This is a genomic window from Neptuniibacter sp. 1_MG-2023 (assembly GCF_030547185.1).
Lineage (GTDB): Bacteria > Pseudomonadota > Gammaproteobacteria > Pseudomonadales > Balneatricaceae > Neptuniibacter.
The window spans coordinates 154,331-177,960 of sequence record NZ_JAUOQR010000002.1; the positions used below are offsets into that span (position 1 = coordinate 154,331).

Here is a 23,630-nt window from a genome sequence, read left to right on the forward strand (position 1 = left end):
GATCGATGACGCGCAAGTTTAATTTCAGTGCAGGACCTGCAGGTTTACCCGAAGAAGTGCTAGCACAAGCACAGCAAGAGTTGTTGGATTGGCACGGCAAGGGACTCTCTATTATGGAGATGAGTCACCGCAGCGACGAGTTTGTATCTGTGGCGGAACAAGCGGAGCAAGATCTGCGTGATCTTATGGGCATTAGTTCTGCATACAAAGTGTTATTTCTGCAAGGTGGCGCGACGTCACAATTCTCAATGATTCCGATGAATTTATTGAGAGGCAAAAGCAGCGCAGATTATATCAATACCGGCATCTGGTCGAAAAAAGCGATTAAAGAAGCGGCGCGTTACTGTGATGTTACTATCGCAGCTAGCAGTGAAGGAAACGGTAATATTGCCGTACCGACCCAAGCCGAACTTAAGCTTAATCCTGATGCGGCTTACCTTCACTACACGCCAAATGAAACCATTGGTGGATTGGAGTATGACTATATTCCAGAATCGGGTGATGTACCTCTTGTGGCTGATCTTTCTTCTACTATATTGTCCCGTCAGCTGGATGTGAATAAATTTGGATTGATCTATGCGGGTGCACAGAAAAATATAGGTCCTGCCGGTTTGACCGTTGTTATTGTTCGAGAAGATCTTCTTGGCAGTGTGGTGGCCGGAACTCCAACAATGTTTGACTATAAAGTACATGCGGATGCTGATTCCATGTGCAATACACCGCCAACTTTTGGCTGGTATCTTGCTGGTTTGGTCTTCAAATGGCTTAAAGAGCAAGGTGGTGTTGCTGCTATGGAAAAAGCAAACCAGCGTAAGCAAGCTAAATTATATGCGGCTATTGATGGAAGCGATTTTTATGCGAACCCTATGGCTGTGGCAAACCGGTCGTGGATGAATGTGCCGTTTACTTTAGCTGATAATGCATTGGATGCGTTGTTCTTAGAGCAAGCAGAAGAGGCGGGATTATTGAATTTGCAAGGTCATCGTTCTGTGGGTGGTATGCGCGCAAGTATTTATAACGCAGTGCCTGAAGCAGCCGTCGATGCACTTATTAGCTTTATGCAGCAGTTTGAAAAACAACACGCCTAAGATCATCACAGAATAAGTAGAAGAGTATGAGCGAACAGGAAAAAGAGCTACGTATCCTCCGTGACCAGATTGACAGCATTGATGGGCAACTCCATGAGTTGCTTAATCGTCGCGCTCGTTGTGCGCAAAATGTGGCGGAAGTGAAACAGAAATATCAGGGGGATGTGAGTCCTGTTTTCTATCGCCCTGAACGTGAAGCCCAAGTCTTGCGCGCGGTGATGGAGCGTAATGAAGGCCCTTTGGCTGATAAAGAGGTTGCACGACTATTTCGTGAAATTATGTCTGTTTGTCTTGCATTGGAAGAACCGATGCGGGTCGCATTTCTCGGACCTGAAGGTACATTTACGCAGCTTGCGGCTATGAAACACTTTGGCCATTCTGCACGTAACCTTCCTATGCAGTCACTGAAAGATGTTTTCCGTGAAGTTCAGTCAGGTGCTGCCCACTATGGTGTCGTTCCTATTGAAAATTCGACAGAAGGTGTTGTTAGCCATACTTTAGATCTTTTTAAGCAGTTTGATCTTAAAATCTGCGGTGAAGTTGAAGTGCCCGTGCATCTTCACCTGTTATTGAATCGAGGCGACAGTCTTGATGGAATCAAAAAGATTTATTCCCATCAGCAATCTTTAGCTCAGAGCCGCTGTTGGCTAGATGTACGCTACCCAGATATTGAAAAAATTGCGGTGAGCTCTAATGCTGAAGCGGCGCGTCTAGCTGCTAAAGAGGGGGCTGGATCTGCTGCTATTGCCGGTGATATGGCTGCTGATTTGTATGATCTAGAAGCGGCGGTCAAAAATATTGAAGACCAAATAGATAACTCCACTCGCTTCCTTATTATTGGCGATCAATATGTAGGGCCGAGTGGTGATGATAAAACTTCCATCTTAATCTCAGTACTTGACTCACCCGGTGCATTGTATCAATTACTAGAGCCTTTTCAGCGTCATGGCTTGAGTCTAACTCGCGTAGAAACACGTTCCTCATCTAAAAACTCTTTGTTTTATATAGATTTTATTGGGCATAGCTCGGATCCAGTGGTACAGAATGCTTTACAGGATCTGATAAAAACGAGTATAGAACTTAAAGTGTTAGGGTCTTACCCCAGTGCTGTGCTTTAGCCAGTTATGATGAGTCAATATATGATGTTTTGGGTCGGTATCTTATGAGCTGCGATTTTATATCCTTGGCCTGCCCAGGTGTTCAGAATCTTGTACCTTATCAACCAGGTAAGCCAGCTGAAGAGCTTGAACGTGAGCTGGGTTTGACTGATGTTATTAAGCTGGCCAGTAATGAAAATCCGATGGGGCCCTCACCGCGAGTACTTGATGCGATTAAGCAACGCCTATCAGATATTTCTCTCTACCCTGATGGCGGGGGTTATAGGTTAAAACAAGCGCTTTCTGATAAATTCTCTGTCCCAGTAGAAAAGCTGACTTTAGGTAATGGTTCTAATGACGTTATCGAGCTAATTGGTCGTGCTTACCTTAATGTAGGCGATGAAGTTATCTATTCTGAATTTAGTTTTGTTGCTTATTCTATTGTAGCGCAAGCCGTTGGAGCGACTGCGGTCATAACGCCAGCTAAAGATTGGGGTCATGATCTAGACGCTATGCTGGCAGCTATTAGTGATCGAACGCGGATGATTTTTATTGCGAATCCTAATAACCCTACAGGGACATGGGTGACGCGTGCGCAGTTGAGCGCATTTTTAGATCAAGTGCCAGAACATGTTTTAGTTGTACTGGATGAAGCTTATACAGAATATGTTGATCAAGCCGAGTTCCCTAATGGCTTATTGTTAATTGATACTTATCCAAATTTAATTGTAACCCGTACCTTCTCTAAAGCTTATGGTTTAGCGGGATTACGTGTGGGCTTTGCGGTTTCTAACGGCTCGGTCGCTAATGTTTTAAGTCGAGTTCGCCAACCTTTTAATGTAAATAGTTTGGCGCTGGCTGCGGCCGAAGCTGCTTTAATGGATGATGCTTATATCGAACAAGGTGTGGCCCTAAATAAACAGGGAATGGCCTTGTATGAAAAAGAATTAACAGCCATGGGGCTTAGCTATATTCCCTCTGTAGGCAATTTTATCACTGTGGATTTTACGGTTGATGCTCAGCCTATCTATCAGGCTATGTTAGCGGAGGGTGTCATCGTTAGGCCGATTGCCAGTTATGCCATGCCTCAGCATCTACGTATCAGTATAGGTTTGCAGGAAGAAAATGAGCGCTGTTTAAATGTGCTAAATCGAGTAATGAACCCTTGAGTATAAGTATTAATAAAACCTTAGTGATCGGTTTAGGTTTGATCGGCGGATCTTTAGCAAAAGCGCTGAAAGCAAACCGTCAATGTGGCCAGGTAATTGGTTACGATCGTGACGATGCTGAAGTAAAAATAGGCATAGAGACCGGCGTAATTGATGTGGCAGCGGAAAGTTTAGCTGATGCAGCATCGCAAGCTGATTTAATTGTATTGGCCGTCCCAGTTAAAGCGATGGAAAAAGTGCTGGTGGATATAGCACCTTTTATCGCAGAAGATACATTAATAACGGATGTCGGTAGCACTAAAGGGAATGTGGTTGCTGCTGCAAAACGAGTATTCACGAAAATGCCAGCAGGCTTTGTGCCTGGACATCCGATCGCAGGGTCTGAGAAAAGCGGCGTGAAAGCAGCCGATGAAACGCTTTTTATCAATCACAAAGTTATTCTTACACCTTTAGCAGAATCTTCATCTAAGGCTGTTACCCTGCTGACTCAAATGTGGGAATCCACAGGAGCTGAGGTGTTGGTGATGGATGTTGATAAACATGATGAAGTGTTAGCGGCAACAAGTCATCTTCCGCATATGTTAGCGTTTTCATTAGTGGACACGTTGGCGCAAGAACAAGATAACAATACAGATATATTTCGTTACGCCGCGGGCGGGTTTCGCGATTTTACCCGTATAGCGGGTAGCGACCCAACTATGTGGCACGATATCTGTTTGGCAAATAAACATGCTTTGCTTGCTCAGTTAGACCGGTATACGGTGGGTTTAGCAAAGTTGAGGGCTGCAATAGAGTGCGGTGACAGTGAATCAATGCTGGGCACCTTTACTCGAGCAAAAGCAGCGAGAGAACATTTTTCTAAAATCCTTTCGGGTACAGCATATTCACAGCATATGAGTAATCTACAAGTAACCTTTCGCGCCCAGCCTGGCGGTAGCGTAAATGGAAAAATTAGAGTTCCAGGTGACAAGTCCATCTCCCACCGATCTATTATGTTGGGTTCTTTAGCTGATGGTGTAACGAAAGTCAGTGGTTTCTTAGAGGGTGAGGATAGTCTTGCGACCCTTCAAGCCTTCCGCGACATGGGGGTTGTTATTGAAGGCCCTGATGAAGGTAATGTAACCATTTACGGGGTCGGGATTAATGGCCTACAGGCACCTCCAGGGCCTTTGTATGTAGGTAACTCCGGTACCTCTATGCGATTGTTGTCCGGCCTGTTAGCTGCCCAAGCCTTTGATACGGAACTTAGCGGTGATGAATCATTGACTAAGCGTCCTATGGGACGTGTGGCTGATCCTCTGCGTTTAATGGGGGCTGAGATTGAAACGGCAGAAAATGGCCGTCCACCGCTTAAAATTAAAGGCGGTAAAGCACTCAAAGGTATTCATTATGATATGCCAATGGCGAGTGCTCAGGTTAAGTCTTGTCTGTTGTTGGCGGGTATCTATGCTGAAGGTGAAACTTCAGTTACTGAGCCTGCGCCTACGCGCGATCATACTGAGCGTATGTTGACTGGTTTTGGTTATTCCGTCGAGCAGGGCGGTGCAACGGTTAAAGTTAAACCCGGCGGGCATTTACAAGCCACTCATATTGACGTGCCTGCGGATATCTCTTCAGCCACCTTTTTCTTAGTTGCTGCGGCGATCTGTCCGGATTCGGATCTGACTATAGCGCATGTAGGTATCAACCCAACTCGTATCGGCATCATTAATATATTACGTTTGATGGGCGCTGATTTAACATTGTTGAATGAACGAGAAGTGGGCGGAGAGCCTGTCGCTGATATTAGGGTACGTTACGCACCTCTTAAGGGGATTCATGTGCCTGAAGATCAAGTTCCACTGGCAATTGATGAGTTTCCAGCGATCTTTATTGCTGCGGCTTGTGCGGAAGGTACAACGACAGTGACCGGTGCAGAAGAGCTTAGAGTGAAAGAGAGCGATCGTATTCAGGCCATGGTTGATGGTTTGAAAACCTTAGGTGCTGATATTGAAGGCACGCCTGATGGTGCCATTATTCAGGGTAGCAGCCTATCCGGTGGTGTGGTTGAAAGTCATGACGATCATCGTATAGCTATGGCCTTTGCTGTGGCATCACTTAGAGCAACCGGTGAGATAAGGATTAATGATTGCGCCAATGTAGCGACTTCATTCCCAGGGTTTGTGGAGTTAGCGCAATCTGTGGGAATTAAGGTTGAAAAGGAGGAGGGGTGATGTCTCATCGACAAGTCCCTGTCATTACCGTTGATGGTCCAAGCGGATCAGGTAAAGGAACTATCTGCCAGCTATTGGCGCGAGAATTAGGTTGGGAGCTGCTGGATAGTGGTGCTCTTTACCGTTTGGTTGGTTTAGCGGCTCGTCATCATGGCGTTGAGGTTGATAATGAAGAGGCGTTAGTTGTATTAGCTGCGCATCTGGATGTTCAATTTATCGCACGAGATGATAATAGTGTGCAGATTGTTTTAGAGGGTGAAGAGGTTACTGATGCGATTCGTACTGAAGTGGTAGGTAAAGACGCTTCTATAGTCGCAGCAATACCAGCAGTACGTGATGCTTTATTGGAGCGTCAACGTGCTTTTGCTGAATTACCAGGCTTGATTGCTGATGGTCGAGATATGGGGACGGTTGTTTTCCCTGATGCTGCTTTGAAAATATATCTGGATGCCAGTGCTGAAGAGCGCGCGTCACGCCGGTATAACCAGTTGATAAACAAAGGGCTCGATGCTAGTCTTCAAGCTATATTAGAGGATATTCAAGCACGAGATGATCGTGATATGAATCGTGCTGTTGCTCCTCTTAAGCCTGCGGCAGATGCTGTAATTCTGGATACGACGACAATGTCGATCGAGGAAGTGCTGGCCGCTGTAATGGATGATGCGAGGCATAAAGGGCTTCGCTAACGATCGAATGCGGGATGAAATAGATATGAGCGAGAGCTTTGCTGAGCTATTTGAAGAGAGTCTTCAAGAGTTAGAAATGGCGCCTGGGGCTATAGTCACAGGTACCGTAATTGCTATTGAGGATGACTTTGTCATTGTCAACGCAGGGCTCAAATCTGAAGGCGTCATCCCGCGTAATCAGTTTTTGGATGACAGTGGCAAGCTGAGTGTTGAGATAGGGTCTGAAGTCAAAGTCGCATTAGAGTCGATGGAAGATGGATTTGGCGCTACTCAGCTTTCGCGTGAAAAAGCGAAACGCGCTGAAATCTGGCTTGAGCTTGAAAAGTCTTTCGAAAATGATGAGATCGTCCGTGGCCGTATTACAGGCAAAGTTCGGGGTGGTTTCACTGTAGATGTCAACACGATCCATGCTTTTCTGCCCGGTTCGTTGGTGGATGTTCGTCCTGTAAGAGATACCACTCATCTTGAATCCCAAGAATTAGAATTTAAGCTTGTTAAGCTTGATGTAAAGCGCAACAACATAGTTGTGTCTCGCCGTGCTGTACTGGAAGCGGCGTACAATATCGAACGGGATCAGCTGCTTGCCAACATGGAAGAGGGGCAAGTGATCAACGGTATTGTTAAAAATATTACTGACTATGGTGCCTTTATTGATTTAGGCGGAATCGACGGTCTGTTACATATTACCGATATCGCTTGGAAGCGGGTTAGACATCCAAGTGAAACATTAACGGTTGGCCAAGAGCTTGATGTTAAAGTGCTTCGCTTTGATAAAGAGAAAAGCCGTGTATCCCTTGGTTTAAAACAGCTGACAGACGATCCGTGGACACAGTTGATTTCCAATTATACGGTTGGAACTCAAGTAAAAGCGCGCGTTACCAATCTGACCGATTACGGTTGTTTTGCTGAAATTGAAAATGGTATCGAAGGGCTTATTCACGTTTCCGAGATGGATTGGACAAATAAAAATGTTCATCCATCAAAAATGGTTCAGGTTGGAGACGAAGTCGATGTGATGTTATTAGACATCGATAAAGAGAAGCGCCGTATATCACTGGGCATGAAGCAGTGTAAGAAGAACCCTTGGTTAGCCTTCTCTGAAACTTACGCTAAAGGTGATCGTCTTAGCGGAAAAATCCGTTCTATTACAGATTTTGGTATATTTATCGGCCTTGATGGTGGTATTGATGGTCTTGTCCATCTTTCTGACATTACATGGGACGAAAACGATAAAGATGCAGTTAAGAGATACAAAAAAGGGGATGAGGTTGAGGCCGTGGTGCTTTCGGTCGATTCAGAAAGAGAGCGGATTGCTTTGGGGATTAAACAGTTAGATTCCGATCCTTTTAGAGATTTTACTGCAGATAAAGCAAAAGGCGCCGTTATTAAGGGCAAGGTTTCAGAAATAACAGATAAAGCGTTAATTGTTACTTTAGCTGATGGTATCAATGCCGCAGTGAAAATTGCTGAAGTCTCCCGAGACCGAATTGAAAACCTAAATGATCACTATAAAGTGGGCGATGAGGTTGAAGCATTAATTACTAATATCGATAGTCGAAACCGTGTTATAGCGCTTTCGATTAAGCAGTTAGAAATAAAGCAAGAGAAGAAAGCGCTAGATAACGTTAGTCAGCAAGCTGAAACTCGGATATCTGGTCCGACTACAATTGGTGACTTGATCAAAGCACAGATGAATAAAGTCGACTCAGACCCAGAGTAAATTCCGGTTTACGAGAAGATCAAAAGATCGAGGAACATGATATGACTAAATCTGAACTGATAGAAATCCTTGTGGATCGCCATGATCAATTGTCAGTAAAAGATATTGAGCTGTCTGTAAAAACAATGCTTGATCATATGACAGAGTCTTTGTCTCAGGGTGATCGTATTGAAATAAGAGGCTTTGGAAGTTTTTCACTGCATTACCGTGCGCCAAGAACAGGGCGTAACCCTAAAACGGGTGAATCTGTATCACTGGACGCAAAGTATGTCCCGCACTTTAAGCCAGGTAAGGAGCTTAGAGAGCAAGTAAATGATTCAATTCAAAAATAGTTACTGAGGTTGTTTGACCGTGCGTTTTTTAAAAACCATAGTTTTTGTATTGCTCTGTTTGGCTGTTCTGCTTATTGGGATTATGTTTACTATCCACAATACGGAAAAGGTTGTAATTGATTTGGTCTTTTTCCAGCTGCCAGAAGCCAGCTTGTCGTTGTGGTTAATCGCGACATTTTTGATGGGTGGTTTTATAGGCATAATGTTAAGCGTAATGACTGTTTGGATGTTAAAAACCCGATTAGGTTCCGCTCGCCGTAAGATTGCAACGACTCAGAAAGAGCTAGATCAGCTGAGAGTTTCTAACCTAAAAGATGTCGTTTAATTTAGATACTCTATTTAGCAACTACCTTTTTATAATCCCGTTAGTTGTTGCCATCGCTATTGGTTGGTTTCTTGGTAGAAGAGATCGCCGAAGTAAAGTCTCATGTCCGCAAACCAGCCTAAGTAGCGAATATTTTACTGGGCTGGATTACCTACTGAATGAAAAAGTGGATGAAGCGATTGAGAGCTTTATCCGTGCCCTTGAAATCAATTCAGATACAATTCCTGCGCATCTCTCCCTTGCTAAGTTATTTCGTCGTAAAGGTGATGTGGATCGTGCTATTCAGATCCATCAGAAGCTATTGGCGCGTCCAGATTTAACACGATCAGATTTTATGCGTATTCAGATGGCACTAGCGCGTGATTATTATGCGGTAGGGTTGTTAGATAGGGCAGAAAACTTATTGGAAGAGATCATAAAATCGGGCTCATCTAAAAGTATTCAGCATAAAGCCCTACGTTTATTGATAAAGCTCTATGAGAAAGAGGGCGAATGGGAGCAAGCGCTGAAAGCGGCGCAAAAGCTTGATCCAGAAGAAAGGCGAAGTATTGCTACCGAGTTAGCCCATTATTGCTGTGAATTAGCAGAGCAAGCTATTACAGAGAAAAAACAGACCTTATCGATCAATTATTTAAAACGGGCAGAGCAGTTTGAAGCGGATAATGTTCGGGTCTGTTTTATGCAAGCTCGTGTCGCAATGGCCGTAGGTCAGTGGAAAGTAGCTATCAAGCAACTGAAAGCAATCTCCAAGCTAGATAAACTTTTTGTTTCTGAGGCTATTCCGCTTTTAGGTGAGTGTTACAGCCACGTAAATGGGCAGCGAGAATATACCGAATACTTACGCACCTGTTTAGCTCAAGCCCCTTCTACGACGGCTATTATAGCTTTAGCTGAACAGATACGATCAGATAGGGGTATCTATGCAGCAGGAAGTTTTATAACTGAAGAATTAAAACGTCGCCCTTCTATAAAAGGGTTTAATAGTTTGATCGATCTTCATATAGAATATGGTTCTGAAAGTGCAAGGGATAGTCTAACTGTTCTGCGCGGTTTAACCGGTCAACTGGAACTCTCCAAGCCTGTGTACCGATGTAACAGTTGTGGTTTTTCAGGACGCTCACTGCTGTGGCAGTGTCCATCTTGTAAGAGTTGGGGGACAACCAAGCCGATTCAAGGGCTTGAAGGCGAATAACAAATTTAGAGAATGAATATGTCAGTAGATAAAAAACGCGTGATCGTTGCGTTAGATTACCCCAATCAAGAACAAGCTCTATCCATGGCTAAGCAGCTTGATCCACAGCGTTGTCGCGTTAAAGTGGGTAAAGAGCTGTTTACCTGTTGTGGTCCAAGGATTGTTGAAGCGCTTCAGCAGCAAGGCTTTGATGTGTTTTTAGATCTTAAATTTCATGATATTCCAAACACTACAGCAAAAGCGGTGAGAGCTGCTGCTGAATTGGGCGTATGGATGGTCAATGTACATGCTTCTGGTGGTCGTAAGATGATGGAAGCTGCGCGTAATGAGCTTGAACAGGTGAATGGTACTAACACCCTGTTAATTGCAGTAACTATTTTGACTAGTATGGAACGCTCGGATCTGCAAGAAATTGGATTAGATATAGATCCATTAGAGCAGGTGAAGCGACTAGCCGCTTTAACAGAAAAGAGTGGTTTGCATGGAGTTGTTTGCTCTGCACAAGAAGTGAAGCCATTACGCCAAATTATAAGCTCAGATTTTAAATTAGTGACCCCAGGCATTAGACCCGCGGATGCGGATATAGGCGATCAAAAGCGTATCATGACGCCCTCAGGCGCTATTCAAGCAGGAAGTGATTATCTAGTAATAGGACGGCCTATCACTAAAGCGGAATCCCCTATAGAGTCTTTGGCGCGTATAGATGCGGAATTAACACCGTTGATTTAAGCCGTTAAGCAAGCTATAAATAAGGTCTGACTAAGGATAGTCAGACTAATATCGAACTAAAAAGGATTTTACAATGAAATACTCTATTCTGAAGAGCTCAGTTTTGGGTTCTATTCGTGCGTTGTTTATAGCAGCCATCTGTACTTTCTCTTTTTCAGCTTTTGCTGCCCCCGTTGATATTAATACCGCTTCGGCAGAGCAAATATCTGAGTCGCTGATAGGTGTAGGCCCAGCAAAAGCTCAAGCGATTATTGCTTACCGCACAGCCAATGGGCCATTTTCGACAGCGGACCAGCTAAGCGAAGTGAAAGGGATCGGACCGGCGACAGTAGAGAAAAATCGTGCTTCGATTCTGATTTCTAAGCCTGAAAATAAAGCGAAGAAATAGTTTCTGTGCCTGCGAATAAGTTCAGTATGGTGCTGCATACGCTCTATAGTGCATTTGTTCGCAGGCCTTATAGCCAAGCCGCGCCGCGCACACCGCTAGAGTCGCCATATTTAGCTTTCACTATTGGCGTTAAAGCTTTGGTTGGGATTGTACTAGCCGAGAATATATATTTTGTTAGTCGCTGTGGAACTTGTGCATAGATCTCATCGATATTCGAAAGCCCCCCACCGAGCACAATCACTTCGGGATCAAGGATATTTATAATGGAGGCTAAGGCTTTACTTAGCTGCTCTAAATATAGATTGCAGTAGTTTTGGCTCTCTATATCCCCATGCCTTGCTTGTTCCCATATTTGGGTAGTACTGAGTTTTGTATTAGCTGGGAAATGAGATGAAAACCCAGGTCCAGATAGAAAAGTTTCAATGCAATCTTGTTTGCCGCAGTAACAGTGCCGTTCTAAGTAATCAGAGGTGTTTGGCCAAGGAAGAGGGTTGTGTCCCCATTCACCACAGATAGCATTAGGTCCACTAAGTAAGGCTTTGTTAATAACAATACCCGCTCCCACTCCAGTGCCTAAGATAATACCAAAAGCACTTTTATAGCCTGCGGCACTGCCATCAATAGCTTCAGAAAGTGCAAAGCAATCGGCATCGTTGGCGATATGAATTGGGCGATTCAGTAGTTTTTCTAGATCAGCATCCAATCTTTTATCAATAAGACAGGTTGAGTTGGCGTTTTTGATTAGCCCCGTTGTAGGTGAGAGAGTACCAGGTATACCAATACCTATATGCTCAGCTCTTTTTTTACAGGTCTGCTCTGCAGTGTTAACTAACATAGCGATGCTATTTAAGGTCGCGTGGTAATCACCTTGAGGTGTTTGAGTGCGCTGGCGGAATAAGGTTTCCCCCTGTTCGCTAATAGCGATGACCTCTATTTTCGTCCCGCCTAGATCAATCCCAATTTTTATACTCATAACACGTTTTTTATCGGATGCTGTTCATCAGATAGATCTTATAGCACAAAGGCCAGCGTTAATGGTAGAAAGAGCAAACTGCCGATATTGCCTATGAGTACAATGGATGCGACCTGTTCAGGCTCCTGATTGTAGCGTTCGGCGATCATGTAGTTGAGTACCGCCGGAGGAAGCGCGCCAAATACAACTAAATAAGCAAACTGCTCACTGTTAAGTTGCATAAAATATTGGCAGGCTAAGGCTAATAAAATGCCGCTGGCGGGACATAAAATGGCGCTATAAGTACCTATTTTCCAGTTTTTTAGGTCGACGCTTGTCATGCGAACACCTAATGCAAATAGCATCAATGGGATCGCAATCTGACCTAACATCTCGATAAAAGTTGCAGCCGCTTGAGGAACAGATAAGTCAAAACCACTCCAGACTAAGCCAAGAATCGTGGCTGCAATCATTGGCATCTTTAGTAAGCTGATTAGGCGAGTTTTGTGATCTAAGATGTAGATGCCCACCGTGAAATGCAGCAGGTTTTCCACTAGGAAAAGGACTACAGCGGCGGAGAGAGCGTCTTCCCCAAACGCTAGTACCATCAGTGGTATACCTAAGTTACCACTATTGCTAAACATATTTGGCGGGATAAAGGTTTTGGGGTGAACCCCTAATAACTTACAGAAAGGGAATAGCAAAATGCCGGAGCCGATAACAATGATTGCGGCGCATATAGCGAGGTCTTGGAACTGAACTAAATCAAAGGATTCTGCAGAGAGTACTGAGAAAATTAGCGCTGGTACAAATACATCGATATTGACCTGGTTGGCTGTGGTCATATCAATTTTATAGCGTCGAGCATAGTAAAATCCCACGGTGACAATCGCCACCAGTGGGAAAACGGTTAGAAATATCCGCTCAAGTAAAAGACTTTGTGTATCCACTGTACCGCTTCCTTCTTAAATATCACTAAGCCTTTTGCAGAGCTTTGATGTGCCTTACTCGAAATTTTTACCCGTCGGTACAACCATTACAGGTACTTTAGCGTTACGAATAACTTGCTGGCTGGTATTACTATGATGGCCAAAGCGGTTTTCAGCCCCTAAGATAATCATGTCAGCGTTAACGGTCGTAGCTGCTTTGACAATTGCATCAGCTTGATTGCCTTCTGCAACTTTGTGCTCGACATCTAATACAATCGGTTCTTCTAGGCTCTGTAGCTCGTCAACAAAGAATTTTTCTACGCGGGCTTTCATGGTTTCATGGATTGCTTCGATCCCTTCATCATGCATTTTCTTAATAACGTCTTCAGTTACATAATGTTGAATCAGAGCGTGGCCCATTTCACCCATAGGCTCAACGACGTGTAGCATAATGATCTTTGCATTGTTGAGGTTTGCTTGTTTAACCGCCTGGCGAAAAATTGGACGAGTGTGTTTGCCTAAAGAGGTCGCGTAAAGAATCGTATCAATTTGTGGGAGTGCCATCTTCTATATCCTCTATTAAAAGCAGATTATAACGGTTGAACCGAGATCTGTGAGTTTTCGGGATTACTATTATCGTTTACCTGTTTTGGTTGGCTGCAACGATCAAGTAAATAAACAATAGATTTGTAATCAATTCCACTGTGATGGGTTAAGCCAATTTCACAGGTACGGCTAGTTGAATAGCCAGTCGTGCATGTTTTTACTTGGTCTTTTAACGTCCGTAAAGACGAGGCGTTTAATTCTGGTGTACTAAAGCCCTTATCACCAGCAAAGCCACAACAAGTGATCTGATCAGGAATCACTACGTTGCTTGAGCACTTATTAATAATGCGTTTAATCTTGTCAGCTTGTCCCATACGTGTAGCACTACAGGTGATATGCAAAGCAATCTGTTCTGCTGTTGGGGTGACGACTAAGCGATCCAATACAAACTGATCGATAAAGTCGATGCTATCATAGAGCTTGATTTTAGCATCCATATTTTCCTGTAAACGAAGGCTGCAAGGACTTGTGTCAGAATACACAGGAATTCTACCTTGATCAGTACATTCCAATAAAAAGCGTTCGGTCTCATTAGCTTTGTAATCTGCTGCTTCGAACATGCCTTTTGATTGGAAGGGCATACCACAGCATAGATTATCAAGACCTTCAGGGATAATGACTTGGAATCCTGCTTTCCTTAAAAGTTGAAGCGTTTTATCTGCTAGCGGGGTTTGATCTTCTTCACCGCGGGATGGCGCCATAGTACGACTTGCACAGCTCGGTAAATAGACAACCTCAGGACCTGTTTCACTAGCTTTAGGTTGGTATGCCTTCACTTTAGGTGCTGCTTTGGGCATGGAGGGTGTCCACTGCTGAACAAGGCCGCCTGTTATTTTACGTGCGCTATTGGTAATTGCACTCATTGCCTTAGTGCCTATTACGCCGTGCGTTATATCGGCGACTTTAAAAGTGGCACGTGTAGCTGTTGTTAATCCACCGTAGTGTTTAGCTAGCCATTGGGCAAGTTTGGTATGGTTCTCATTCTTACGGCTGCGAATAGAGCGAGTAAGATCGCCTGTATTAATACCAACAGGGCAGGTTGTGGAGCACAAACCGCAAGCTGCACAGGTGTCAGTTCCTTGATATTGATACTCTTTTCTTAATGTTGCCAGCCGTTCAGGATCATCCCCGCTTTTCTCTAAACGAGCAATTTCGCGCCACAGTACTATACGTTGCCGTGGACTTAAGGTTAATGCGCGGGATGGACAGGTAGGTTCACAAAAACCACACTCTATACACTTATCCACAAGTTCATCGGCAGCGGGTAAAGATTTTAAGTTCTCTAAATGAACATGATTGTTTTTATTAAGAATAACGCCAGGGTTTAAGATACTACGAGGATCGAAGAGTTCTTTTAACTCCCACATAAGTCGGTAAGCATCTGCGCCCCATTCCATCTCTACATAAGGGGCCATATTACGGCCTGTACCATGCTCAGCTTTAAGGGATCCGTTGTATTTATGTACAACTAGTTTGCACACTTCGTCCATTAACCCGTCATAGCGATCGATTTCATCTTGCGTATCAAAAGACTGAGTGAAAACAAAATGTAAATTGCCTTCTAAGGCATGGCCAAAGATCAGTGCTTCGCTATAGTTCCACTTAATAAACAGTTGGTGTAGATCATAGACTGCATCTGCAAGCTGCTCAACGGGGAAGGCCACATCCTCAATAATAACGGTTGTGCCTGTAAGTCTAACGGCACCCACCGCTGGGAATAAGCCTTTACGTATTGCCCAAAACTGCGCATTAACCGCAGGGTCTGTTGAAAACTCAATAGGCTTAGTTGTTTCTAAACTAGAGATTGATTCAGTAATTTCAGTTACTTGCTGTTGAAGTGTGTCAGCATCTGCTGCGCGGGTTTCAACTAAAAGGGCCGCTGCGTCATTAGGAAGCTCTTTGATAAAAGGCGGCATTCCTGCTTTATTTTCTATAGAACGAAGGCCGGCACGATCCATTAGCTCTACAGCTGAAACGGGTGTTTTCTTGAGTATAGCGACAGCTTCGCAAGTAGTACGTACGGTATTGAAGAAGATTAGCGCAGTGGCTTTATTTTCATGCTCATCCACTGTGTTGTAAGTGATGTTTGAGATGAAGCCTAATGTGCCCTCTGAACCTATCATCAGGTGTTGCAATATATCAATGGGATCTTCGTAATCAACCAATGAATTTAAGGCATAACCTGTCGTATTTTTTAAACGATACTTATGCTCAATACGCTCGCGCAATTCATCATTAGTACGTGTTTGCTGGGCTAAACAATCCAGAGAATCTAGTAGCACATGATGGGAGCGGCGAAAGTTTTTGATGCTGTCTGGGTCAGCAGTATCGAGAACAGAACCATCAGCCAGAACTAAACGCATACTGTTTAGAGTACGATAACTGTTTTGTGCCGTGCCGCAGCACATACCGCTGGCATTGTTCGCCGCGATACCACCTATTTTAGCGGTGTTAATTGAGGCGGGATCGGGACCTATTTTTTTATTTAGAGGCGCCAAGTATTTATTGGCATTGCCACCAATAACACCCGGTTGAAGTTTGATGGTGCTACCATCATCGCTGATCTCATAGTTATCCCAGCCATCGCCTAGTTGAACTAGTACGGAGTCAGTAATTGCTTGGCCGGATAGACTTGTTCCAGCTGCGCGGAAGGTGACTGGGGTATTGTGCCGATCTGCTAGTTTTACAATTTTAATGATCTCTTCTTCATTGCTAGCACGCACGACAATCTGCGGAATTAAACGATAGAAACTAGCATCCGTACCATAGGCTAGGGTGCGAAGAGGGTCTGTAATCAGGCGCGTATCGGGGATAAACTCCCGAAGTGCATTATAGAAATCCTGATGGCCCTGTTGCATTGTTCATACCTCACTTACTTATGAAGAAAAAATAGTGTTATTTAAAAAAGGGGCTCGTTATTTCGTTTAAATATAGAGCCCCAGCGTTACTCGTTAGTTATAGGCGATGGTTGGTAACCACAGCACCAGTTGAGGCCAGAAAACCAGCACTAATAGGGCAACTAACTGAATACAGATAAACGGAATGACACCTTTATAAATATCAGTAATTTTTACATTCGGAGGGCAAACGCCTTTTAAATAGAAGAGGGCGAACCCAACGGGTGGGGTTAAGAAAGATGTTTGCAAGGCCATGGCAACGAGCATGACAAACCAAACCAGTTCTGGGTTATCTATACCAGGTGCTGATATATCGAGCCCGAGAGCTGATATTACAGGGGCTAATAAGGGCAGGATGATAAGCGTGATCTCAATCCAGTCCAAAAAGAAGCCAAGCAAAAAGATAACACCAAGAATAAAGAAGATAATCCCATAAGGACCAAAAGGCAGGCCTGTTAGGAAGGATTCGATCATCTCGTCGCCGCCTAACTCACGAAGTACAAGAGCGAAACAGGTTGCACCGATAAAAATGGCAAAGATATATGCCGTTGTATTCATTGTGCCGCCAATCACCTCTTTAAGCACAGGAATGCTAAAACGTCGGTTGTATATAGCGAGTAATGTAGCGCCAAATGCACCCACACCGGAGGCTTCTGTAGGGGTTGCAATACCTGCAAAGATTGAGCCGAGTACTACGACAATTAAAGCTACTGTAGGTAATACATCTTTTAATACATTAAAAATAATTGCGGGGGTAACGGGCTTAGCATCATCTGGGACAGGCAGGTCTTCAGGTCTTAACTTACCGCGAATTAAAATGTAGAGGATATAGAACATACCTAGCATCAGGCCGGGAAACACCGCACCCATAAATAGGTCGCCGACCGACAAACCTAATTGATCAGCCATAATTACCAGCATGATACTTGGTGGAATCAAAATACCTAACGTGCCTGCTGATGCAATTGTGCCTAAAGCGAGCGGCATGTTATAGCCTTGCTTTGTCATAGCGGGTAATGACATTACAGCGAGAAGTACTACTGAGGCCCCAATAATACCGGTAGAGGCGGCTAGAATAATACCGATCGCGGTCACTGTTATAGCTAAACCACCATGTACACGTCCAAATAGCTCCTGCATGGACTTCATCAGACGTTCTGCGACACCAGATTTATCCAGCATGATCCCCATAAATATAAACATGGGGAGTGCGACCAATATCCAGTTTTCCATAATGGTCCATAAGCGATTCACCACCAGTCCAAGGGTGGTGTAATCTAGACCGGTCATAGTATCTAGATTGTTATCTGCAAATTGGCCTAAAAAAGCGAAAGCAATACCTATACCGCCTAAAACCCAAGCAACAGGTATGCCTGTGAAGAGTAGAGCGATGAAAGATAGGAACATCGCGATAACGAGAATCTCATTCGCATCCATCAGTCGTCACCTTTAATTAATAAAGTAATATCTCGAATAAAACGCGAGATAACTGCTAGCCCAAGTAGTCCGAAGCTTAATGGGATGACGCTTTTTATTAACCAACGCCAGGGTAAGCCTGAAGAAGCTTCTGAGGATTCATTAACACGCCATGCTTCGGCAACAAAATCTAGGCTATGTAGGAAAATGACAATAATGAATGGCATCACAAGCGTAACAATGCTAACGACTTCGATAATACGTTTTGTGCGAGCACGTAGGCGTGCATAAAAAAGGTCTACGCGAATATGGGAATTTGTTGTTTGGGCATAAGATAATCCAAACATTACGCCAATAGAATAGAGATGCCATTGCAGCTCTTCTAAAGCGATTAAGCCGCTAGAAAAACCTTTGCGTAAAGTAACTTGGAGTATGATGACCAATACTAGAAGGACATAAGTCCAAGCAATGGTTTGACCTATTCGCTGAATGAATTTATCAATTGCATCCGCGAGTGGTACTCGGGGCAGTGTATCGTTTTCAGTCACTGAAACGTACCTTTTTTGTTCATCATCAAGTCTATGTCGTATCGTGCACATACAACAGAATTGATTTATTTATAGTTATAAAAATATTCTATGGATAGATTAAAGCGCCACACTAGATAGGTTCTTTTCTCTCCAAAGAATAAACAGGGTAGCCCTCGCTACCCTGTGCTTCAGAAATCTAGACGCTTCCGAAGTTATGTTGCATTACTTAGTTGCACGAGGCAGGAATGCATTCGCTTCCCAAAGGTCATAACCTTTACGGAATGTGCTTAGGTCATCCCAAACTTTCTTGAAGAATGGATCTTCAGCCGATTTTTCAGCAGCTACTTCATCCCATGTGGTTTTGAAGGTGCTTAGCATAGTTTCATTCCAGTAACGGATATGAACGCCATTTTCTTTCGCTTTTTCCATTACAGGGAACTGCATCGCTTCACCTTCAGCGATAGAGTTAGTGATTGAAGCTTTACAAGTTGTATCCAGCAGCGCCTGTTGACCTTTGCTCATGCCGTTCCAAGTGTCTTTGTTAATTAACAGCTCGAAAATAGTGGCTTGTTGGTGCCAGCCTGGGAAGTAGTTGTACTTAACAATTTTGTGGAAGCCTAAACGCTGATCAATAGCCGGTTGAGAGAACTCAGATGCATCGATTGCACCTTTCTCTAATGCGCCAAAAATCTCACCGCCAGGCAGCTGAACTGTACCTACCCCTAATTTCTCCATAACGGACGCGCCTAGGCCGAAGAAACGCATATTCAGACCTTTAAGGTCTTCTGGTTTCTCAATAGGTTTCGCAAACCAGCCTGATGTTTCAGGAGAGATAATTGCACATGGCATTACTTTTACGTTATAGCCTGCAGTGTCATACATCTCTTGGTACAAGGTCATGCCGTTACCGTAGTACAACCATGCCATATATTCGCCAGCTTCTGGGCCGAAAGGAACTGCGGAGAAAAGTGCAGCGGCTGGAATTTTACCCTGCCAATAACCTGCTGTTGCGTAACCTGAGTTCACTTTACCTGAAGATACTGCATCTAAAATCTCTTTAGGACTAACGAGTTTGCTTGGCTCGTAGATTTTCATTCTCATGTTGCCATCGCTTACAAGCTTTAGCTGATTAGCAACCCAAACGATGGGTGTTCCCAAAGCAGGTAGGTGAGAGCCGAAAGCGATAGGAGTCTTAAGAAGTAGTTTATCGGCGGCCTGTACTGGGGCTGATACGCTTGCCACAGCAGCTGTAAGCACAGCAGCGGAGATTAAAGACTTGGCGAACTTTTTCATGTCACATCCTCTAGAGATTTATTTTTTTATAGTTAGAGTGTTGTTACCGGCAGTGGTGATTTCCATAGATAGAAATATATGCTGCACTGCACTAATCTCAATTGGTATTACCAATTTACCATAAGAGACTTCCTACTGTATTTTTTTTGAGCAGCGTCTGTCAATCTATTTTTTGGTTTTAGTAACCATAGTCTAGATTTAATAAAGAGTATTAATTGTTTGCAACTATTGTAATCCGGTGCATATTTATACTACTTTGGAATGGATTTAAGAATAAAAAAACAACAGGACTTGTTTTGCTCCATTGGAATAATCTAGTATTGGTATTGGTCATACCAATATTATTTGAGTGAAAAATATGAGTTACAGTCGGGTTAAACAGCCTAAGATTTCAGATGTGATAATGGGGCAAATGGAGACTATGATTCTGGAAGGGATTCTGAAACCTGGACAGAAATTACCTCCTGAAAGAGAGCTGGCAAAGCAGTTTGAAGTATCACGTCCTTCTCTGCGGGAAGCGGTGCAAAAATTAGCAGCTAAGGGGCTTTTGATTAGTCGTCAGGGGGGAGGGACCTATGTATCTGAAGATTTAGGTGGATCTTTTTCCGATCCTCTACTAGAACTATTTAGGACCCATCCCGAAGCTCAGTATGATCTTTTAGAGTTTCGTCATGCATTGGAAGGGGTTGCTGCTTACTATGCTGCGCTTAGGAGTACGCCAGCAGATAAAGAGGCTATTTTGAAGGCCTATGCTGATCTGCAGCATTATCACGACAGTAAAGAGATACAGAAAGAGGTGTATGCAGATGTCGACTTTCACTTAGTTATAGCGGCCTCGACGCACAATATGGTTTTGCTGCACATGATGCGAGCTCTCTTTAGTCTGCTTCGTGAGCATATTTGGGATAACTTAAAGAATATTTATCCGCGCTCAGAATATAGAGAAAAGATACATGATCAGCATAAGGTTCTCATGGATGCTATTTTGGATGGTGATCCAGAGAAAGCACGCCAAGCAGCTCATCATCATTTAGCTTATGTTGAAGACGCCTTGCTTGAAGGGGAACGTGAAAATACACGTTTAGAGAGAGCGTTGCGGCGAGCGAATATTAGCACAGGCTTATAATTGTACTAAAATTACAAAGTCTTTTGACTTGGGTCGTCTTTTTTACTACTTAAGCAGTAAAAGTTCTCGATAACTAGATTCTCTATTAATATTTATGTAGTATTACTACAAGATAATTACTATAAGGCTTGTCCTGTGGTCTTTTTGTGCTTTCAAAGGTAAGCGAGGCAGCAGGCAAAAAGCTATAACAACAAAAGGGATCACTTAGATCCCTTGTGTACGTTGCGTTAACTTAGAGTGGAGAGGTCAAAGTGCAAGACATTATTGATGACGTTGATCCAATTGAAACACAAGAATGGTTGGATGCGCTTGAATCTGTTGCCAAGAATGATGGTGATGATCGCGCAAAATATATTTTAAGAAAGTTAGGTGAAAAAGCGAATGACATAGGTGTTGATTCCTCCTGTGTGTTGACAACGCCTTACCGCAATACAATTTCGGTGAAAGATGAGGCACGTATGCCTGGCGATCTATTTATGGAACGCCGCATCCGCTCATTTATCCGTTGGAACGCAATGGCAATGGTTATGCGTGCTAACGATAATGATGATGGCCTAGGTGGTCATATCTCCTCTTTCTCCTCCTCTGCAACACTTTACGATATCGGTTTTAACTATTTTTTCCGTGGAAATGAAGGTCAGGAATCTGACATGGTCTTTTTCCAGGGACATATCTCTCCCGGTATCTACTCACGTGCTTATTTAGAAGGGCGCCTATCTGAAGAGCAGATGGATAACTACCGTCGTGAAGTTGATGGTCATGGTCTTCCTTCTTACCCTCATCCGTGGTTAATGCCTGATTTTTGGCAGTTCCCAACGGTATCTATGGGTCTAGGTCCAATTCAAGCAATCTATCAAGCACATGTTATGCGCTACCTATCGGCACGTGATCTAATTGATCGCGGCGATCGAAAAGTATGGGCGTTCTTGGGTGATGGCGAGTGTGACGAGCCAGAATCTCTTGGTGCTATCTCTCTTGCAGGTCGTGAAGGCTTAGAAAATCTTATTTTTGTTGTGAACTGTAACTTGCAGCGCCTTGATGGGCCTGTACGTGGTAACGGTAAGATTGTTCAAGAGCTTGAAGGTATCTTCCACGGCGCAGGCTGGAATGTTATTAAGTGTCTTTGGGGTCGTCATTGGGACGCTCTTTTTGAGAAAGATACAAAAGGCTTATTACAGAAACGTTTTGATGAAGTATGCGACGGTGAGTTGCAAAACTACAAAGCGAACGGCGGTGCTTACACACGTGAACACTTCTTTGGTAAATACCCAGAGCTTCTTGAGTTAGTCGCAGATCTTTCTGATGACGATATCATGAACCTGAACCGTGGTGGTCATGACCCTTATAAAGTTTTCGCTGCTTACAATGAAGCGGTCAATCACAAAGGTCAGCCAACGGTTATTCTTGCGCAGACTGTAAAAGGTTACGGCACAGGTAAATCAGGCGAAGCGAAAAACGATACCCACTCCATGAAGAAAGTGGCTATCGATGATCTAAAAGATTTCCGAGATCGTTTTAATATTCCTTTGTCAGATGAGCAGTTGAAGGACGTACCTTATTACCGTCCAGCACCTGATTCACCTGAAATGAAATACATGTTCGAGCGTCGTGAAAGCTTAGGTGGTTTCTATCCTGTACGTCGTACTGAATTTGAAAAACTAGAAACGCCGCCACTATCTGACTTTGAAGGTCAGCTAAAAGATAGCGGTAAGCGTACAGCTTCCACCCAAATGGTTCTTAACCGTGTAATGAGTACACTGGTTAAAGACAAAAAAATGGGTGAGCGTGTTGTACCTATTGTGCCTGATGAAGCGCGTACATTTGGTATGGAAGGTATGTTCCGTCAGTTAGGTATCTATACCTCTGCTGGACAACGTTATGTGCCACATGACTCTGATCAGATCATGTTTTATAAAGAATCTAAAACAGGTCAGATCTTAGAAGAAGGTATCAATGAGGCGGGTGCTATGTCTGCGTGGATGGCTGCGGCTACCTCTTACGCAAACAATAACTGCACAATGGTTCCGTTCTATATCTACTACTCTATGTTTGGTTTCCAGCGTGTTATGGACTTAGCATGGGCAGCGGGCGATATGCAGGCACGTGGCTTCTTGATCGGTGCTACTTCTGGCCGTACAACGCTAAATGGTGAAGGTCTACAGCATCAGGATGGTCACAGCCACCTAATGGCACAGATGATTCCAAACTGTAAATCTTACGATCCTACATACGGCTATGAACTGGCTGTTATTGTTCAGGATGGTATGCGTCGCATGTATCAGGAACAGGAAAACCGTTTCTACTACATCACGACTATGAACGAAAACTACCACCACCCAGCGATGCCACAAGGTGCTGAAGAAGGCATTATCAAAGGTATGTATCTTCTTAAAGAAGGTAAAGACGCAGATAAGCGCGTTCAGCTAATGGGTTGTGGCACGATCTTACGTGAAGTTGAAGCTGCGGCGGATATTCTGCGTGATGAATATGGTATCGAATCTGATGTCTGGAGCACTACGTCCATTAATGAGTTGCGTCGCGAAGCGATGTCAGTCGCTCGTTGGAATATGCTAAATCCAGAATCTGAGCCTCAGAAAGCTTATGTAACTCAGTGTATTGAAAGCCGTGGTGAAGGTCCGGTTATCGCATCGACTGACTACATGCGTACTTATGCTGATCAGTTGCGTGAATATATTCCTCGTAACTTTAAAGTTCTAGGTACGGATGGTTTCGGCCGCTCTGATACGCGTACTAAACTACGTGAATTCTTTGAAGTTAACCGCTACTACGTTGTTGTTGCGGCGCTGAAAGCGCTTCAAGAAGAGGGCAAGGTTGAAGGCGCTGAAGTCGCTAAAGCCATGCAGAAGTTCAACATTAACCCGGCTAAACCGGCACCGTGGACTGTTTAAGTCTACGTTGAACTTCTAACGGCTTAGAACTGG

20 protein-coding genes are annotated in these 23,630 nt (G+C 43.9%); 13 read left to right on the top strand and 7 right to left on the bottom strand.

What is annotated here, in order from left to right; all coding sequences use genetic code 11:
- Window positions 1-5: 5 nt before the first annotated feature.
- The 11 genes from serC (at window position 6) to Q4492_RS03505 (ending at window position 10,939) form a co-directional block, all read left to right on the top strand.
- Window positions 6-1,088: a 3-phosphoserine/phosphohydroxythreonine transaminase gene (gene serC / locus Q4492_RS03455; protein ID WP_303415867.1), complete on the top strand. Its 1,083-nt coding sequence runs from the start codon at window positions 6-8 to the stop codon at window positions 1,086-1,088.
- Window positions 1,089-1,114: 26 nt separating this feature from the next.
- Window positions 1,115-2,206: a prephenate dehydratase gene (gene pheA / locus Q4492_RS03460; protein WP_303415868.1), complete on the top strand. Its 1,092-nt coding sequence runs from the start codon at window positions 1,115-1,117 to the stop codon at window positions 2,204-2,206.
- 44 nt (window positions 2,207-2,250) lie between these two features.
- Window positions 2,251-3,354: a histidinol-phosphate transaminase gene (gene hisC, locus Q4492_RS03465; protein WP_303415869.1), complete on the top strand. Its 1,104-nt coding sequence runs from the start codon at window positions 2,251-2,253 to the stop codon at window positions 3,352-3,354.
- The gene (locus Q4492_RS03470; RefSeq protein ID WP_303415870.1) at window positions 3,351-5,567 is read left to right on the top strand and encodes a bifunctional prephenate dehydrogenase/3-phosphoshikimate 1-carboxyvinyltransferase; all 2,217 of its coding nucleotides are present in this window, start codon (window positions 3,351-3,353) and stop codon (window positions 5,565-5,567) included. Before hisC ends, Q4492_RS03470 begins: the two co-directional genes overlap by 4 nt.
- Complete coding sequence (cmk, locus tag Q4492_RS03475; protein ID WP_303415871.1) at window positions 5,567-6,253, top strand: (d)CMP kinase; 687 nt, start codon at window positions 5,567-5,569, stop codon at window positions 6,251-6,253. The genes Q4492_RS03470 and cmk overlap by 1 nt, the downstream gene beginning before the upstream one ends.
- 7 nt (window positions 6,254-6,260) lie before the next feature.
- A complete protein-coding gene (gene rpsA / locus Q4492_RS03480) occupies window positions 6,261-7,973 on the top strand; it encodes a 30S ribosomal protein S1 (RefSeq protein WP_303415872.1) in 1,713 nt (570 codons plus the stop codon).
- Between the two features lie 41 nt (window positions 7,974-8,014).
- Window positions 8,015-8,305, top strand: coding sequence for an integration host factor subunit beta (locus Q4492_RS03485; protein ID WP_067867838.1), 291 nt, complete (start codon window positions 8,015-8,017; stop codon window positions 8,303-8,305).
- A gap of 19 nt (window positions 8,306-8,324) precedes the next feature.
- On the top strand, window positions 8,325-8,630 hold the full coding sequence (locus tag Q4492_RS03490; protein WP_067867792.1) for a LapA family protein: 306 nt from the start codon (window positions 8,325-8,327) through the stop codon (window positions 8,628-8,630).
- Window positions 8,620-9,822, top strand: coding sequence for a lipopolysaccharide assembly protein LapB (gene lapB, locus Q4492_RS03495; protein WP_303415873.1), 1,203 nt, complete (start codon window positions 8,620-8,622; stop codon window positions 9,820-9,822). Before Q4492_RS03490 ends, lapB begins: the two co-directional genes overlap by 11 nt.
- Window positions 9,823-9,840: 18 nt before the next feature.
- Window positions 9,841-10,551: an orotidine-5'-phosphate decarboxylase gene (gene pyrF / locus Q4492_RS03500; protein ID WP_303415874.1), complete on the top strand. Its 711-nt coding sequence runs from the start codon at window positions 9,841-9,843 to the stop codon at window positions 10,549-10,551.
- A gap of 73 nt (window positions 10,552-10,624) precedes the next feature.
- A complete protein-coding gene (locus Q4492_RS03505) occupies window positions 10,625-10,939 on the top strand; it encodes a helix-hairpin-helix domain-containing protein (protein ID WP_303415875.1) in 315 nt (104 codons plus the stop codon).
- A 67-nt stretch (window positions 10,940-11,006) separates the two neighbouring features.
- On the opposite strand, the gene Q4492_RS03510 is transcribed toward Q4492_RS03505, so the two are convergent.
- The 7 genes from Q4492_RS03510 to Q4492_RS03540 all read right to left on the bottom strand — a co-directional run bounded on the left by Q4492_RS03510 (window position 11,007) and on the right by Q4492_RS03540 (window position 19,562).
- A complete protein-coding gene (locus tag Q4492_RS03510) occupies window positions 11,007-11,912 on the bottom strand; it encodes an ROK family protein (protein WP_303415876.1) in 906 nt (301 codons plus the stop codon).
- 38 nt (window positions 11,913-11,950) lie between these two features.
- Window positions 11,951-12,841 (bottom strand): AEC family transporter, encoded by an 891-nt coding sequence (locus Q4492_RS03515; RefSeq protein WP_303415877.1) that lies wholly within the window; start codon window positions 12,839-12,841, stop codon window positions 11,951-11,953.
- 54 nt (window positions 12,842-12,895) lie between these two features.
- Complete coding sequence (locus Q4492_RS03520; protein WP_303415878.1) at window positions 12,896-13,384, bottom strand: universal stress protein; 489 nt, start codon at window positions 13,382-13,384, stop codon at window positions 12,896-12,898.
- A gap of 26 nt (window positions 13,385-13,410) precedes the next feature.
- Window positions 13,411-16,284 carry an FAD-binding and (Fe-S)-binding domain-containing protein gene (locus Q4492_RS03525; protein WP_303415879.1) on the bottom strand — a complete coding sequence of 958 codons (2,874 nt, stop codon included), beginning with the start codon at window positions 16,282-16,284 and terminating at the stop codon, window positions 13,411-13,413.
- A 93-nt stretch (window positions 16,285-16,377) separates the two neighbouring features.
- Window positions 16,378-17,760: a TRAP transporter large permease subunit gene (locus Q4492_RS03530; RefSeq protein WP_303415880.1), complete on the bottom strand. Its 1,383-nt coding sequence runs from the start codon at window positions 17,758-17,760 to the stop codon at window positions 16,378-16,380.
- The gene (locus tag Q4492_RS03535) at window positions 17,760-18,287 is read right to left on the bottom strand and encodes a TRAP transporter small permease subunit (protein WP_303415881.1); all 528 of its coding nucleotides are present in this window, start codon (window positions 18,285-18,287) and stop codon (window positions 17,760-17,762) included. Before Q4492_RS03535 ends, Q4492_RS03530 begins: the two co-directional genes overlap by 1 nt.
- 204 nt (window positions 18,288-18,491) lie before the next feature.
- Window positions 18,492-19,562: a TRAP transporter substrate-binding protein gene (locus tag Q4492_RS03540; RefSeq protein WP_067867813.1), complete on the bottom strand. Its 1,071-nt coding sequence runs from the start codon at window positions 19,560-19,562 to the stop codon at window positions 18,492-18,494.
- 358 nt (window positions 19,563-19,920) lie between these two features.
- Between Q4492_RS03540 and pdhR the strand changes: the two genes are divergently transcribed.
- Window positions 19,921-20,688, top strand: a complete 768-nt coding sequence (gene pdhR / locus Q4492_RS03545) for a pyruvate dehydrogenase complex transcriptional repressor PdhR (RefSeq protein WP_303415882.1) — start codon at window positions 19,921-19,923, stop codon at window positions 20,686-20,688.
- A gap of 251 nt (window positions 20,689-20,939) precedes the next feature.
- Window positions 20,940-23,597: a pyruvate dehydrogenase (acetyl-transferring), homodimeric type gene (aceE, locus tag Q4492_RS03550; protein ID WP_303415883.1), complete on the top strand. Its 2,658-nt coding sequence runs from the start codon at window positions 20,940-20,942 to the stop codon at window positions 23,595-23,597.
- The last annotated feature ends 33 nt before the right edge of the window (window positions 23,598-23,630 follow it).

What these genes read in the sequence shown, in the direction of transcription:
- serC (WP_303415867.1), top strand. Translation starts at nt 6, where the DNA reads ATGACGCGCAAGTTTAATTTCAGTGCAGGACCTGCAGGTTTACCCGAA.
- pheA (WP_303415868.1), top strand. Translation starts at nt 1,115, where the DNA reads ATGAGCGAACAGGAAAAAGAGCTACGTATCCTCCGTGACCAGATTGAC.
- hisC (WP_303415869.1), top strand. Translation starts at nt 2,251, where the DNA reads ATGAGCTGCGATTTTATATCCTTGGCCTGCCCAGGTGTTCAGAATCTT.
- cmk (WP_303415871.1), top strand. Translation starts at nt 5,567, where the DNA reads ATGTCTCATCGACAAGTCCCTGTCATTACCGTTGATGGTCCAAGCGGA.
- rpsA (WP_303415872.1), top strand. Translation starts at nt 6,261, where the DNA reads ATGCGGGATGAAATAGATATGAGCGAGAGCTTTGCTGAGCTATTTGAA.
- Q4492_RS03485 (WP_067867838.1), top strand. Translation starts at nt 8,015, where the DNA reads ATGACTAAATCTGAACTGATAGAAATCCTTGTGGATCGCCATGATCAA.
- lapB (WP_303415873.1), top strand. Translation starts at nt 8,620, where the DNA reads ATGTCGTTTAATTTAGATACTCTATTTAGCAACTACCTTTTTATAATC.
- pyrF (WP_303415874.1), top strand. Translation starts at nt 9,841, where the DNA reads ATGTCAGTAGATAAAAAACGCGTGATCGTTGCGTTAGATTACCCCAAT.
- Q4492_RS03505 (WP_303415875.1), top strand. Translation starts at nt 10,625, where the DNA reads ATGAAATACTCTATTCTGAAGAGCTCAGTTTTGGGTTCTATTCGTGCG.
- Q4492_RS03510 (WP_303415876.1), bottom strand. Translation starts at nt 11,912, where the DNA reads ATGAGTATAAAAATTGGGATTGATCTAGGCGGGACGAAAATAGAGGTC.
- Q4492_RS03520 (WP_303415878.1), bottom strand. Translation starts at nt 13,384, where the DNA reads ATGGCACTCCCACAAATTGATACGATTCTTTACGCGACCTCTTTAGGC.
- Q4492_RS03525 (WP_303415879.1), bottom strand. Translation starts at nt 16,284, where the DNA reads ATGCAACAGGGCCATCAGGATTTCTATAATGCACTTCGGGAGTTTATC.
- Q4492_RS03530 (WP_303415880.1), bottom strand. Translation starts at nt 17,760, where the DNA reads ATGGATGCGAATGAGATTCTCGTTATCGCGATGTTCCTATCTTTCATC.
- Q4492_RS03540 (WP_067867813.1), bottom strand. Translation starts at nt 19,562, where the DNA reads ATGAAAAAGTTCGCCAAGTCTTTAATCTCCGCTGCTGTGCTTACAGCT.
- pdhR (WP_303415882.1), top strand. Translation starts at nt 19,921, where the DNA reads ATGAGTTACAGTCGGGTTAAACAGCCTAAGATTTCAGATGTGATAATG.